Annotated in this window: 10 protein-coding genes; 4 read left to right on the forward strand and 6 right to left on the reverse strand. The window is 62.3% G+C overall.

The genetic code is table 11. The features are described from left to right. Positions 1 to 115: 115 nt before the first annotated feature. Entirely contained in the window at positions 116 to 1,744 is a 1,629-nt protein-coding gene (locus IV091_RS04775; RefSeq protein WP_293465840.1) for an ATP-dependent acyl-CoA ligase, read from the forward strand. A 235-nt stretch (positions 1,745 to 1,979) separates the two neighbouring features. Beyond that, positions 1,980 to 2,702: an SDR family oxidoreductase gene (locus IV091_RS04780; RefSeq protein WP_293465843.1), complete on the forward strand. Its 723-nt coding sequence runs from the start codon at positions 1,980 to 1,982 to the stop codon at positions 2,700 to 2,702. Between the two features lie 47 nt (positions 2,703 to 2,749). Here the strand turns inward: IV091_RS04780 and IV091_RS04785 are convergent, their stop codons facing one another. After that, positions 2,750 to 3,550: an SDR family oxidoreductase gene (locus IV091_RS04785; protein ID WP_293465846.1), complete on the reverse strand. Its 801-nt coding sequence runs from the start codon at positions 3,548 to 3,550 to the stop codon at positions 2,750 to 2,752. A gap of 138 nt (positions 3,551 to 3,688) precedes the next feature. Between IV091_RS04785 and IV091_RS04790 the strand changes: the two genes are divergently transcribed. Continuing rightward, positions 3,689 to 4,456, forward strand: coding sequence for a DUF2889 domain-containing protein (locus IV091_RS04790; protein WP_293465849.1), 768 nt, complete (start codon positions 3,689 to 3,691; stop codon positions 4,454 to 4,456). A gap of 63 nt (positions 4,457 to 4,519) precedes the next feature. Here the strand turns inward: IV091_RS04790 and IV091_RS04795 are convergent, their stop codons facing one another. Together IV091_RS04795 and IV091_RS04800 are read right to left on the reverse strand one after the other, a co-directional pair. Continuing rightward, positions 4,520 to 5,086: a 3-phenylpropionate/cinnamic acid dioxygenase subunit beta gene (locus IV091_RS04795; protein ID WP_293465852.1), complete on the reverse strand. Its 567-nt coding sequence runs from the start codon at positions 5,084 to 5,086 to the stop codon at positions 4,520 to 4,522. Positions 5,087 to 5,120: 34 nt separating this feature from the next. Next, positions 5,121 to 6,521: an aromatic ring-hydroxylating dioxygenase subunit alpha gene (locus IV091_RS04800; RefSeq protein ID WP_293465855.1), complete on the reverse strand. Its 1,401-nt coding sequence runs from the start codon at positions 6,519 to 6,521 to the stop codon at positions 5,121 to 5,123. A gap of 444 nt (positions 6,522 to 6,965) precedes the next feature. Here IV091_RS04800 and IV091_RS04805 point away from each other — a divergent pair, with 444 nt between their 5' ends. Continuing rightward, positions 6,966 to 8,213, forward strand: coding sequence for an MFS transporter (locus IV091_RS04805; RefSeq protein ID WP_293465858.1), 1,248 nt, complete (start codon positions 6,966 to 6,968; stop codon positions 8,211 to 8,213). Positions 8,214 to 8,411: 198 nt separating this feature from the next. Here the strand turns inward: IV091_RS04805 and can are convergent, their stop codons facing one another. Genes can through IV091_RS04820 form a run of 3 tightly spaced genes read right to left on the reverse strand, consistent with a single transcriptional unit; the run spans position 8,412 to position 13,858 of the window. Beyond that, on the reverse strand, positions 8,412 to 9,095 hold the full coding sequence (gene can / locus IV091_RS04810) for a carbonate dehydratase (RefSeq protein WP_293465861.1): 684 nt from the start codon (positions 9,093 to 9,095) through the stop codon (positions 8,412 to 8,414). Positions 9,096 to 9,115: 20 nt separating this feature from the next. Next, on the reverse strand, positions 9,116 to 10,300 hold the full coding sequence (locus tag IV091_RS04815) for an isovaleryl-CoA dehydrogenase (protein WP_293465864.1): 1,185 nt from the start codon (positions 10,298 to 10,300) through the stop codon (positions 9,116 to 9,118). 42 nt (positions 10,301 to 10,342) lie between these two features. Beyond that, complete coding sequence (locus IV091_RS04820; protein WP_293465866.1) at positions 10,343 to 13,858, reverse strand: indolepyruvate ferredoxin oxidoreductase family protein; 3,516 nt, start codon at positions 13,856 to 13,858, stop codon at positions 10,343 to 10,345. Between the last annotated feature and the right edge of the window lie 23 nt (positions 13,859 to 13,881).

Here is a 13,881-nt window from a genome sequence, read left to right on the forward strand (position 1 = left end):
GGAATACGGTCTAGGGTTTCCCCGTAGATGTTTAACGGCATATCGATAATAGAATTTGATTCTTCTATTAGAATTATTGAGGCTTCCCTCAATGCTTTTAGCGAGAGGATGACAGATGGGCACTGGAAATTTGGATTCATGGTCGCTCGGTGAACAAGACACCGTGATCGCCGCACTCGAACGCGCTGTGATGGCGCATCCTGAGCGGGTTTTGCTCGATTTTTCGGGGGAACTGTACACATATCGACAAGTTGATGAACTTTCGACTCGTCTGGCTAATTCTCTGGCCGTATTGGGCATTCAGGCGGGTCAAACCGTCGTCACGATGCTGGACAACAACATCGACGCGGTGATTTCCTGGCTGGCCGTGAACAAGTTGTGCGCCGTGCATGTGCCGATCAACACAGCGCTGCGCGGTGACTTTTTGCGCCACCAGATCGCAGATGCCGGCGCCGCGCTGGTGATCTGCGAAGCGGGCTATGTCGAGCGCATTGGCCTGGTCGCGCATCTGCTGGCCGAGGTCAGGCAGGTGCTGCATCGCGGCGCCAGCCTTGAGGCCTCCTGTGGCGCCGTGCCGCTGGCCGCGCTCGACGCGCACCGCGGCAGCGACGACACGCCCCTGCCCACCAAGCCGAACCCCTGGGAACTGGCCAGCCTGATCTACACCTCGGGCACCACCGGACCGTCCAAGGGCTGCATGATCAGCTACAACTTCATGTGCAACCTGGCGCGCCTGCAACTGCGTGCCGGACCAGCGACCGCCGAAGACGTGACGATCACCCCGCTGCCGCTGTTTCACATGAATGCGCTGGCGGTCGGCATCATTTCGAACATCCTGGTCGGCGCCCGGGTCGCCATCATTCCGCGCTTTTCGGTGTCCAATTTCTGGCCCGAGGTCGAGCGCAGCGGCGCAACCATCGCGTCGATTCTCGGCGGCATGGGCGGCTTGCTGGCCAATGCGCCCGACACCGAGGCGGCCAAGCGCTGTTTCGGCCAGATTCATACAGTGCGCGGCAATCCATTCACCGAAGAGAACAAGAATATCTGGCGTGAGCGTTTTGGCGCCAAACTGGTCGGCGGCAACGGCTACGGCCTGACCGAGGCCTGCGTCATTACCTCGCTGGCGGCTGGGAACCCTGCCGCGCCGGGTTCGTCGGGCAAGCGCATTCCCGATTTCGACGTGCGCATCGTTGACGACCTGGATCGTGAAGTGCCAGCCAATACCGCCGGCGAAATCGTCTGCCGTCCGCAGCGCCCGGACATCATGTTCATGGGCTACTGGCGGCGTCCGGAAGACACGCTCAAGCTGATGCGCAACATGTGGTTTCATACGGGCGATATTGGAAAATTCGACGACGAGGGGTTTTTCTACTTCGTGGACCGCAAGAAAGACTATTTGCGCCGGCGCGGGGAAAACATCTCGAGCTTTGAGATGGAGTCGGCCTTTGCCAACCACCCCGATATTGCCGAGGTGGCGGTTCACGCGGTTCCTTCCGACAAAGGCGAGGATGACGTGAAGGTCACCGCCATCCTCAATTCGGGTTCCACGCTGACGCATGAGGCTTTGTTCCATTGGTCCACCAACGCTGTTCCTTACTACGCGCTGCCGCGCTATATCGAGTTCCGGGACACCCTGCCGAAGAATCCGCAAGGCCGCATCTTGAAATACCAGTTGCGCGACGAAGGCAAGACACCCACCACCTGGGACCTGGAGGCGACCGACATCAAGGTCGCCAAACGCTGATCCAAAACCAGGCACTGTCAACGGGACCTTCGGGTCCCGTTTTCATGGCGTGCGCACTTTGTTCATGGTGTTTCAACGCAATCACGGCCTCCCCTGTTTTTAATCTGGCCAGGCCAAATTCAATTCATTAAATTGAACATATTTTCATGTATCGTACACTTTAAGACAAGAAATATCAGCAATTTAATGCCCGGAATTCGATTACAGCCGCTTTCACCCTATATTGGAAAACCGCATGGAATTACGTGACAAGGTCGCGATCATCACTGGCGCATCTTCGGGGATTGGCGAAGCCATTGCCCGCAAACTGAGCGCTGAGGGCGTCAGGCTGGTGATCACCGCCCGGCGCGAAGACCGGCTGAAAGCCCTGTCTGCCGAATTGCCAGGCCCTTGCGTTTACCTGCCGGCGGCAATCGAACTGCCGCAGACGCCCCAGGCTCTGCTGGACCTGGCGCTGTCAAGCTACGGACGTGTCGATATCCTGGTCAACAACGCCGGCATGTTCGTGGCCGGTTCGCTCGACACCATCGACCTCGACGCGCTGGCGCAAATGACGCGGGTCAATTTCGATGCGGTGGTGCGCGCATCCTATCTGTTTGCACGCGGCTTCAAGCAGCAGAAGGCGGGCGCGATTGTCAATGTCTCCAGCATCGGCGCCTACCTCAGCTCATCGTCGGTCGGCGTCTACAGCGGGCTCAAGCATGCGCTGGAAATCTTCACTTCGGCGCTGCGCGTGGAACTCAAGGGGTCGGGCGTGCGGGTCGGCACGATTGCACCGGGCACCACTGATACCGAAATCTTCGACCACATGCGCGCCCGGGGTGAAACGGTGCGGGCCGACCAGACGCCGCAGCTGGACCCGGCCGATATTGCCGCCGCAGTCCATTTCATGCTGGCGCAACCCGAGCGGGCCAACGTCGCGCGCCTGCTGCTGGTCTCGTCGGCGGAATCGGTATAAGTCCTCCGCTTGCGGCAAGTGGCGTCAAGAAAAGACGAGGAAAGCTTTCAATATTCCCGTACCGGGACATTGGCCGGCCGCGAGTTATAGCCTGGCAGATGCAGGCCACCATCCACATGCAGCGTCTCGCCGGTAACGAAGCGCGACATTTCGCTGGAAAGAAACACCACGGCCGGGCCGATGTCCAGTTCAGGGTCGCCCGAGCGCCCTAGGGGACGCGCTGCTGCCGAGCGTTCGGCAAAACCGGGGTTCTCGGCCGCCAGCTTGTGAAAGGTGGCGCCCATCGCCGTCGGTGCAATCGCGTTGACAGTGATGTTGAAGCGGCCCCATTCCGAAGCCGCGCTGCGCGTCAGGCCAACGATGCCGGCCTTGGCGGTGTTGTAGTCCGCATGCAGCCAGGCGCCGGTTTCAGTGTCGATGGAATAAAAATTGACGATGCGGCCCCAGCACTGCTTGCGCATGTGCGGCATCGCCGCGCGCATGGCCCACCAGGAAGCCCACAGCGACGAGGTCAGGGTTTTTTCCAGCATCTCGTCGGTCTTGTCCTCCAGCAGCACATTGGGCGTCGGAATGAAGGCGTTGTTCACCAGAATGTCCAGGCGGCCAAACTGGTCCACGCTGGCCTGCACCACCGCTTCGATGGAGGCCTTGCTCGTGACATCGGTCTTGACGAACAGCGCGCGGCCGCCAAGCGCCTTGATTTCCTGCTCGACCTGGGCGCCGGTGGCCTCGTCAATTTCCGCGATCACCACGGTCGCGCCTTCGCGTGCAAAGGCCAGTGCAACGCCGCGTCCGATGCCGCCGCCGGCGCCGGTGATGATTGCAATCCTGTTTTCAAGCAATGCCATGCGAAATCCCATATTAAATTGAACACATTTAGATGTATCGTACACTTTAAGGCAAGAAGTGTCAGCAACACTTTGCTTAAATGACCGCTCCATGGCGCGCTCCCGCGTCTTTGGAAGCGCAACCGGGACTTCCATCTCATGTTCAGACGCCGCATCATCCTCAGCAGTCGATTCAGACCCGCGCAAACCCGGGTGCGCGCCGTCCTTGAAGACGACTTTCACCACTTCCGGGTCGAGCTTGTGAGCATCGACGGAATGGTTTCGAACATCAGCGCAAGCGCCCCGCGACGCCCCTATTCGCTTTGCGGCATGGCGGTGGAAAAACTTGACCTGCTGTTGGGAATGAAGCTCTCGCCCATTGCCCACGAGGTCACCCGCGTCACCGACCCGACGGAACAATGCACGCACCTGTTTGAATTGACTGGCCTGGCCATCGCCGCGGCTGCGCGCGGCACGGCGCGGCGCCAGTACGACATCGAGGTGCCACGGCGGGTGGAACTGCGCACACAGGCGCGTCTCTTGCGCGACGGTGTTCCTTTCCTTGCCTGGGATGTGCTCGATACCGTGATCCAGGGGCCGGCGCCCTATGCCGGCATGGACCTGTACCTGGGCATGGCGCGCTGGGCGCTGGCAACGCTGCCGCCGGAGGAAGCCGAAGCCGCGCTGGTGCTGCGGCGCGCCACGGGAATTTCCAAGGGGCGCGGCATGAACCTGGATGCGCAAGTCCATGCCAGCCCCAACGCGCATTGCTTCTCCCAGCAGCCACAACGGGCCATGCAGGCGCTGCGCATGATAGGTTCGACCTGGGACTTTGCCGACACCCCTGAGCGTTTGTGCCTGGATGACCAGGAATGGCTCGCATTCAGCGATGCTGATGACGTTGCCGCTGGCCGCGCGACGCAATGAACAGCGCCAAAAGAAAACGACCCCCGCAGGGGTTGTTGACGCGGCCATGGAGGCGAGACAAAACTATAGAAAAATCGCCAGGTTCGGCGTTCCCAGCACGGCCTGGTCGAGGATGATCTCGCGCCGCGCCAGCTTGAAGGTGTCGCCGCTCTGGCGCAGCACGTCATGCCGCTCGCCGCTGATCAGGTCGAAATCGTCGAAATTGAAACGGCTGCGGGTGATCAGCATGTAGCTGCGAACCTTGAACTCGTCGGGCTTGTCCGTGGCTTCCACGCGCACGTTGGTCACCAGGCGGCGCGTGCGCGACGGCGGGTCTTCAGCCCAGGCGCTTTTGGTGCCCGTCAGGCGCATGATGCGGCCCATGATCGAGCGGTAGTCGTCGTGGTAGTGCTGCATGGTCCGGATCACGCTGTCAGCCTGGTGGGCCATCGGCCTTGTCTGGCGCAGCGGGGCGGCATACACCAGGTCTTCAGCCAGGGTGGCGGCCCAGTCCTTCAGCCGGATTTCGTCCAGCATGCAGGCTTCATCGTAAAGAAATTCGACCACCTGGTTATAGAGGGGCGAGCCGATGGGCACGCGCTGCGTTTTGACCTCGGCCGAAGCCGGGAGGCGTTCTGTTACTTCGCTCATGGGTTGTGTTCCTTGGAGATGGTGCTGCGGGCTGTCAATGCGAGGCTGACATCAGTTCACGCCAGTGCAGCCACCAGTGCCATTGCGTGTCGTCCTTGGTGAAGCCTTCGTTGACGATGCCCGGGCCGGGCCAGCCTTCGGGCTTTCCGGTTTCGTAAACCGCCTGGTATTTCATGGTCTGCTTCTTGCCCATCGCGCCCTTGGCGGCCAGCGTCATGTGCGGCCAGGTGTCCGAGTCGTCCTGCTCGACCATGCCCGAGGTGCCGAACAGCTGGATGGTCTGCTTGAGCATTTTTTCGCGCAGCTCGGGCGGCGCGTCCTTCTCGGCGAAGATCCAGTTGACGAACTCCAGCTTGTCCGGACCCTTGGGAACGTAGGCATGCATCGTCATCGAACCGACCACCGTGCCGTCGGCCTGCGGAATGTAGACAAAGCCGAACAGCACATTCGGGAAAATGCCGCCGACCTGAGGCGGCATCGAGGTCTGCACCTTGAGCTGATCGGCGCTCAGGTTGCGCTGGAGCTGCGGCACCATCTCGGCGGTGATGCCGACCGGCGGCAAGGCATTGAGTTTTTCTTCCGTGGAAAGCTTGTCCGGGTCCAGGCCGGTCAGGCGACGGATCTTGCGGCCCAGGTCGATGCAGCGCAAGGCGTGGCCGTGCGGCGAGCTGACCTCGACGCCGTACATCTCGGGGCTCAAGTCGCCGCCGCCGCTCTCGCCTTCGCCTTTTTTGGAATAGGCGCCGATCTCGCCAAGCCAGCGGTGCAGCGTCAGCGTGTGGTAGCCGTCAGCCGCCGACTGCTCGCCAGCGGCTTTCCAGTTGGCGCGCACGGTGAAGCGCTGCGGCGGGCCGAGGACTTCCATGCCCTTGTCCGTGCGACAGAACAGCATGTCGTAATACCACTTGGTATCGCCCAGGAACTCCTCAAAGGAAGGACCTTCGATGTTCCAGGTGGCGAAGATCAGTCCGCCATACAGCGACACCCGGGCCCGCGTCAAGCCCAGCTGCTCTTTGGTCATGATCTTGCCGTGCATGCATTCCTTCTCGACCGGAGCGGCCAGAAAGGCGCCGTTCGGGCGAAACGCCCAGCCGTGGTAGATGCAGGTGTGGATTTGCGTGTTGCCCGCGTCCAGCGTCGAGATACGCATGCCGCGGTGCGAGCAGACGTTGAGCAGAACATTCACGTCGCCGGTCTTGTCGCGCGTGACCAGCACCGAGTCGGACCCCAGGTCGCGGACCATGAAATCGCCCGACTTGGGAATCTCGGATTCATGACCGAGAAGGATCCAGGTCTTGCCGAAAATTCGCTCCATCTCTAACTCGTAAAGTTCAGGGTCGGACAGGGCGCGCATCTGAACCTCTCGGGTCGCGATGTTCACCAGGTCGGCAGCCTTGGTTCCATCCGCCAACGTGGGACTGGTCTGGGTAAGCATGTAAGGGTCTCCTTTAGATCCGCCCTCTGCTGGGCGAACTCTAAATATAAACACTTTCCTATTCAATGTACACAAAATATCAAGATTTCTCTTGTTACGCCCTGTTTTTGGGAGTTTCAGGGCGTAGTGCAGCTGATTTTCACCCCAGCTCAACCCTTCAAATTAGCGTAAACCCTTAAATGGCAAGGCATTCTGTTTACCGGTCAATCGAGACCTTGAAACAGGAAACCGAATTCTTGCCTTGTCGGCACCCTCTGATCCCATAGGGGATTCGTTTATTCGTTTGATTTTCAGCAGGCATCGACATGGCCTTGATCACGGGGCCTAGCCAATGCGCCTGAATGCAGGTTGATGCCATTGAAGTGATGGAAAAATCTAATAAAGTAAACGTTTTAAGACAATGTGTTTACTTTGGTGCTAACCTCCGGGAAAACCATCGCGTCAATGACTTCCAAACCCCCTCCTTCTTCTTCCCTGCTCGCGCCCCTGGACAACCGGATCTTTCGCATGCTCTGGCTGGCCTGGCTCGCCGGCAACATGACCATGTGGATGAACGACGTGAGCGCTTCGTGGCTGATGGCCCAGCTCACCGAGGGGCCGATGATGGTGGCGCTGGTGCAGGCTTCGGCCAGTCTGCCGCTGTTTCTGCTCGGCCTGCCCAGCGGCGCGCTGGCCGACATGGTCAATCGCAAGCGGCTGTATGCGTTTGCCCAGTTCTGGATTGCCCTGGTGTCCGCCGCCCTGGCGGTGCTGGCCGCCGGCGGCTGGCTGACGGCGAACTGGTTGCTACTGCTGTGTTTTGCCAACGGCATCGGTCTGGCCATGCGCTTTCCGGTGTTCTCGGCGATTGTCCCGACACTGGTGCCGCGCGAGCAATTGACGTCCGCCCTCACGCTCAATGCGCTGGCCATCAACGTGTCGCGCATAGCCGGGCCTTTGCTGGCAGGTGTGGTGATGGCTTCTTTTGGCATGGCGGCGATATTTGCGCTCAATGCCGCGCTGTCGATCCTGTCGTGCGTGCTGATCCTCAAGTCAGGGCCGAATTCTGGGCAACCCGTCCATCAGGGCGAAGGCATGTTGGCCACGATGCGCGGCGGCATGCGCTTCGTACGGCAGTCGCCCCTGATGCGCAACATCCTGCTGCGCGTCTTCGAGTTCTTCCTGCACTCCATCGGCCTGATTGCATTGCTTCCGCTGCTGGCCAAAGGGCTGAATGCCGACACCACCACCTACACGCTGCTGCTGGCCTCCTTGGGTGCGGGTGCGGTGGTGTCAGCGGTGATCCTGCCCAGGGTGTCGGACTCGGCCTCGCGTGACCGCGTGGTGGCTGTCGGCGTGGTGCTTTATGCCCTGGCCACCACGGTCGCCGCGCTTGCCCCCTCAGTCTGGGTGCTCGCGCCTGCGCTGGCCCTGTCGGGCGGGGTCTGGCTGTGCGTGGTCAATACCTTCACCATGTCAGCCCAGCTGGTGCTGCCCAACGGCATGCGTGCCCGTGGCATGGCCATTTACCAGATGGCCATCATGGGCGGCAGCGCCGTGGGTGCGGCTCTGTGGGGACAGGTCGCCACGCATTTCTCCATCAAGACGGCCTTGCTGGCCTCGGCCGCCATGAGCCTGGTGGTCCTGTGGCGCAGTCGCCATATTTCCGTGCAGGCCGAGGCGCATGTCGAACTGAAGGCCCAGGAGTCTTGAAGTTCGCCACCCGCCCAGCGCCCGCAAGCACTGTTTGCATGCGTCCCGAAGCAACCCCTATGCATGACCTTGCTGACTGAAGAGCTGGCAGGCAGCGGCACAGCCGGCCAGTTCAATACCCAAGCCCTGCGGACCGGACCTTGCGGCTCTTGTCCATGCTGTTTCCTCGAACGCGACCGGTTTCACGCCTCTTGGTGGTCAAAACCTTGATCTGGTCTTTTCTTCAAAAGAATTTCGCGGGTGAAGGCTTTGCAGCGATTCGCGATAGCGCTCGGCCCATGCCTGCGTCCCGTTGGCGCTGACACCTACGCGCCGCAGCAGCCCATCGGCCAGGCCGTAGACCAGGCCATGAACCTCGACGCGCTGGCCTTTATGCCAGGCGCGGCGCAGCGTGGTGGTGCGGCAGACGTTGGCCACCTGCTCGATCACGTTCAATTCGCACAGGCGCGTGCTCCGCTCCGCGTCACTCTTCATGCCGTCAAGCTGTTCGGCATGCTTGTGCGCGATGTCTTCGACATGGCGCAGCCAGTTGTCCGCCAGCCCGACCGACCGCTGCGCCACGACGGCCTGGACGCCGCCGCAGCCGTAGTGGCCGACCACCATGATGTGTTCGATCTTCAGGACTTCGACCGCGAACTGGATGACGGACAGGCAGTTCAGGTCCGAATTGACGACCAGATTGGCGATGTTGCGATGAACAAACACCTCGCCGGGTTGCAAACCTAGTATCTCGTTGGCCGAAACGCGGCTGTCCGAACACCCGATCCACAGGTAGCGAGGCGCCTGCTGCTGCGCCAGTTCGGTGAAGTAGTGGGGGTCATCGGCCACGCGTTGCGCCGACCAGGCCTTGTTGTTGGCAAAAAGTCCGTCGAGGCTGCACATGGCGCTGTTCCGGCGAACTATTACAGGGTCTCGGCGTACAGTTCACGTCCGACCAGCATCCGGCGGATCTCGCTGGTGCCGGCACCGATTTCGTACAGCTTGGCGTCGCGCCACAGCCGGCCGACCGGGTACTCGTTGATGTAGCCGTTGCCGCCCAGCGTCTGGATCGCTTCGCCGGCCATCCAGGTGGCTTTTTCGGCCAGGTACAGGATGGCGCCGGCCGCGTCCTTGCGCAGCGAGCGCGCATGGTCGGCGCGGTCGCAGGCCTGGCCCAGCGCATAGCCATAGGCACGGCAGGCCTGCCAGGTGGTGTACATGTCGGCCATCTTGCCTTGCATGAGCTGGAACTCGCCGATGCTCTGGCCGAACTGCTTGCGGTCATGGGTGTAGGGCAGCACTGCGTCCATGCACGCCGCCATGATGCCCAGCGGGCCACCGCACAGCACCGAGCGCTCGTAGTCCAGGCCGGACATCAGCACCTTCACGCCGCCCCCTTCCACGCCGAGCACATTCTCAAGAGGCACTTCGCAGTCTTCGAAGAAGACCGGGTAGGTGTTCGAGCCGCGCATGCCGAGCTTGTCGAGCTTGGTGCCAAAGGACAGACCTTTCAGGCCGTCCTGGCCTTTTTCGATGATGAAGGCGGTGATGCCGCGTGGGCCGGCCTCGACATCGGTCTTGGCATACACGACCAGCGTGTCGGCGTCCCCGCCATTGGTGATCCACATCTTGGAGCCGTTGAGCACATAGCGGTCGCCCTTGCGGTCGGCGCGCAGCTTCATGCTGACCACGTCCGAACCCGCATTGGGCTCGCTCATCGCCAGGGCGCCGACATGTTCGCCGCTGACCAGCCTGGGCAGGTACTTTTGCTTTTGGGCTTCGGTGCCGTTGCGGTGGATCTGGTTGACGCACAGGTTGGAATGCGCGCCATACGACAGGCCCACGGACGCCGACGCGCGCGAGACTTCCTCCATCGCGATCATGTGCGCCAGGTAGCCCAGGCCGGTGCCGCCGTATTCCTCGCTCACGGTCATGCCGTGCAGGCCCAGGTCGCCGAGCTTTTTCCACAGGTCGGCGGGAAACAGGTTGTCGTGGTCAATCGCAGCGGCACGCGGCGCGATTTCTTCGGCGGCAAAGCTTTGCACGGTGTCGCGCAGCATTTCGATGGTTTCGCCCAGGTCGAAGGCGAGGCCGGGAAGATGGTTCATGGGTGTCTCCGTTGTGGTTATTGATCAGGTTTGCAAATAGTTTCAGGCAACTGCGCGCTCTGGCAGGGGCGCAGGCTGCTGGATGGCAAATTCCTTCAGCAGCTGGGCTTGGCGAGTGGCGGCAGCGCGCTCGTTGTTTTCCTTGACGTGCCCATAGCCGCGCGCGCTTTGCGGCAGGCGCGCCAATTCCAGGGCGGTCTTTGTATTGCCCTGCGTGATCTCGTTCGCTACCTTGCGCATCAGCGTCTCGAATTCACCGATGGCGGCGCGTTCGTGGCGGCGCTCGGCCGTGTAGCCAAAGATGTCCAGCGGCGTGCCGCGCAGCGCTTTGGCCTTGGCCAGGAATTTATAAGCCGTCGCAACCCATGGCCCGTAAGCGCTTTTCACCAGGTGGCCATTCGCATCGCGCCTGGACAGCAGCGGCGGCGCCAAGTGAAAGCGCAGCTTGTAGTCGCCTTCAAACTGCTGGCCGATGCGCTCGAAAAATCCGGTGTCCACATAGAGCCGCGCCACCTCGTATTCGTCCTTGTAGGCCATCAGCTTGTACAGGCTCATGGCCACCTCTCTAGCCAGCCGGTCGCTGGCGGTGCGCTGCTGTTCGGTCGCGGCAATGTCCCGAACCACGGCTTCATAGCGCCGGGCATAGGCCGCGTTCTGGTAGCCGGTCAAGCGCTGAATGCGGTCGGCCATCAAGGCTTCAAGGGGCATCGTGCGCGCCGGCATCAGGATCACCTGGCCGGGCTTGTCCAGGCCTGCGGCTGTGCGGACCTTGCCCAGGTCAAGGGCCGCCTGGCGGCCCCAGGCAAAAGCTGCCTTGTTCATGGCAATCGCTGCGCCGTTGAGTTCGATGGCCCGCATCAGCGAAGCCTCTTGCAGGGGAATCCAGCCTTTTTGCCAGGTGTAGCCGAGCAAGAACACGTTGGTGGCAACGGCATCGCCCATCAGCGCGGTGGCAATGGCGCTGGCGTTCAGGGAGTCGGTGAGCAGCGTCGCCTCGCTGACGCGCTGCAGTAGGGCGTCGGGCGCCGATTCCCAGTCGGGGTTCTGCGTGAACGCGCCGGTCGGGGCCACATCGAGGTTCATCACCGTGCGGGTGCGGCTGGTGGACATGGTGCCCAGCGCTTCCTTGGCGGCAGCGACCATCAGGTCGCAACCCACCACCACATCGGCCTGGCGCGAGGCGACACGGGCCGCATGCAGGCCGGCCGGCGTGGCGGCCAGGCGCACGTTGGACATGACCGCGCCGCCCTTTTGCGCCAGGCCCGCCATGTCCAGCACCAGCACGCCCTTGCCTTCGAGGTGCGCGGCCATGCCCATCAGGGCGCCGATGGTCACCACGCCGGTGCCGCCGACGCCGGTGATCACCACGTTGCAGGGCTCATCCAGGCGGGGCAGCACCGGCATCGGCAGCCCTTGCGGGGGCGTAGCCTTGGCTTTGGACGGCTTGCGCAGCGCGCCGCCCTCGACGGTGACAAAGCTCGGGCAAAAGCCCTTCACGCAGGAGTAGTCCTTGTTGCAGGAGTTCTGGTCGATGACACGCTTGCGGCCCAGCGGGGTTTCCAGCGGCAAAATCGACACGCAGTTGGACTGCACGCCGCAGTCGCCGCAGCCTTCGCACACCTCCTCGTTGATGACCACGCGCTTGGGTGGATCGATCAGCTCCTTGCGCTTGCGCCGGCGGCGCTTTTCGGCCGCGCAGACCTGCGCATAGACGATCACGGAAACGCCCTTCATTTCCCGCAAGCTCTTTTGCAACTCATCCATGCCGTCGCGGTGGCTGATCGGAACGCCGGCCGGCAGCCCGGCCATGCCCTGGTACAAGTCGGGCTCATCGGTCACCAGGTAGATATGCTCCACGCCTTCGGCGGCCACCTGCTGGAGAATCTGCGGAACGGTGGGCGCACCTTCGACCGGCTGGCCGCCGGTCATGGCAACCGCGTCATTGACCAGAATCTTGTAGGTGATGTTGACGCCGGCCGCCTTGGACGCGCGAATCGCCAGCGAGCCCGAATGCATGTAGGTGCCGTCGCCCAGGTTGGCGAAGATGTGCTCGGTGCCGGTGAAATGCGACTGGCCGATCCACGACACGCCTTCGCCGCCCATCTGGGTGAAGGTCTCGGTGCTGCGGTCCATCCACTGCGCCATGTAGTGGCAGCCGATGCCGGCGACAGCGCGCGAACCCTCGGGCACCTTGGTCGAGGTGTTGTGCGGGCAGCCCGAACAGAAGTAGGGCAGGCGCGAGCCCAGGTCCACCCGCGTGAAGCCGTCGGCGGCCTTGCATTCGATCAGGTATTCGCGGCCCTTCTCGCCAAGGGATTCAATGCCGAGCACCTTGGCGATGCGCGCGGCCATCACGTTGGCAATCGCCGCCGGCGTCAGTTCGCCGTTGGGCGACAGCAGGATGCCGTCGTGCGGCACCTGCACCCACTCGCCGGTTTCGTCGTACTTGCCGACCACGCGCGGGCGCGAGGCGATAGGCGCGTTGTAGAGCTGCTCCTTGATCTGGTATTCGATGATCTGGCGCTTTTCCTCGACCACCAGAATCTCGTCCAGGCCATCGGCAAACTCCCGGATGCACTGCGGCTCCAGCGGCCACGAGACGCCGATCTTGAGCAGGCGCAGGCCCATGGCCGCAGCGCCGTCCTCGTCGATGCCCATCATCGCCAGGGCTTCGCGCACATCGAGGTAGCTCTTGCCGGTGGTCACAATGCCGAGCTTGGCGCTGGGCGCGCTCCAGTCCTGGCGGTTGAGCTTGTTCAAGCGCACATAGTCGAGCAGCGCATACAGGCGCTCGCGCTGCAGGCGGTTTTCCTGCTCCAGCGGAGGATCGGGCCAGCGGATGTGAAAGCCGTCAGCCGGAATCGGGTAGCTGTCCGGAATCTTGATCTCGACCGCCATCGGATCGATCTCGAAAGACGACGAGGATTCGATGGTGTCGCTGATCGACTTGAAGCCGACCCAGCAGCCCGAGTAGCGCGACATGGCGTAGCCGTGCAGGCCGAACTCGATGAACTCGCGCACACCCGACGGGTTCATCACTGGGATCATGGCCGCGATGAAGGCGTGTTCGCTCTGGTGCGGCAGGCTCGACGACTTGCAGGAGTGGTCGTCGCCGGCGATCAGGAGCACGCCGCCGTGCTTGGCGCAGCCGGCGATGTTGCCGTGCTTGAAGACGTCGCCGCTGCGGTCCACGCCCGGGCCTTTGCCGTACCACAGGGCAAAGACGCCATCAACCGTGGCCTTGGCGTCCAGGCTGAGCATCTGCGAGCCCCAGACGGCGGTGGCGGCCAGTTCTTCATTGAGGCCCGGAACGAACTTGATGTTGTGCGCGTCCAGGTGCTTGCTGGCCTTCCACAGCTCCTGGTCCACGGCGCCCAGCGGCGAGCCCCGGTAGCCCGAGACAAAGCCACCCGTGTTCAGGCCGACGGCGGCATCGCGCTGCTTTTGCGCCAGCAGCAGGCGCACCAGCGCCTGGGTGCCCGTCATGTACACGCGGCCTGCGGGCTGGGTGTACTTGTCTTCCAGCGTGACCGCTGTATTCAACTCGTTAAGGCTCATAGCTTTTCCTGGCGTTCTAGTGG

The organism is Polaromonas sp., assembly GCF_018780625.1.
GTDB lineage: Bacteria > Pseudomonadota > Gammaproteobacteria > Burkholderiales > Burkholderiaceae_C > Polaromonas.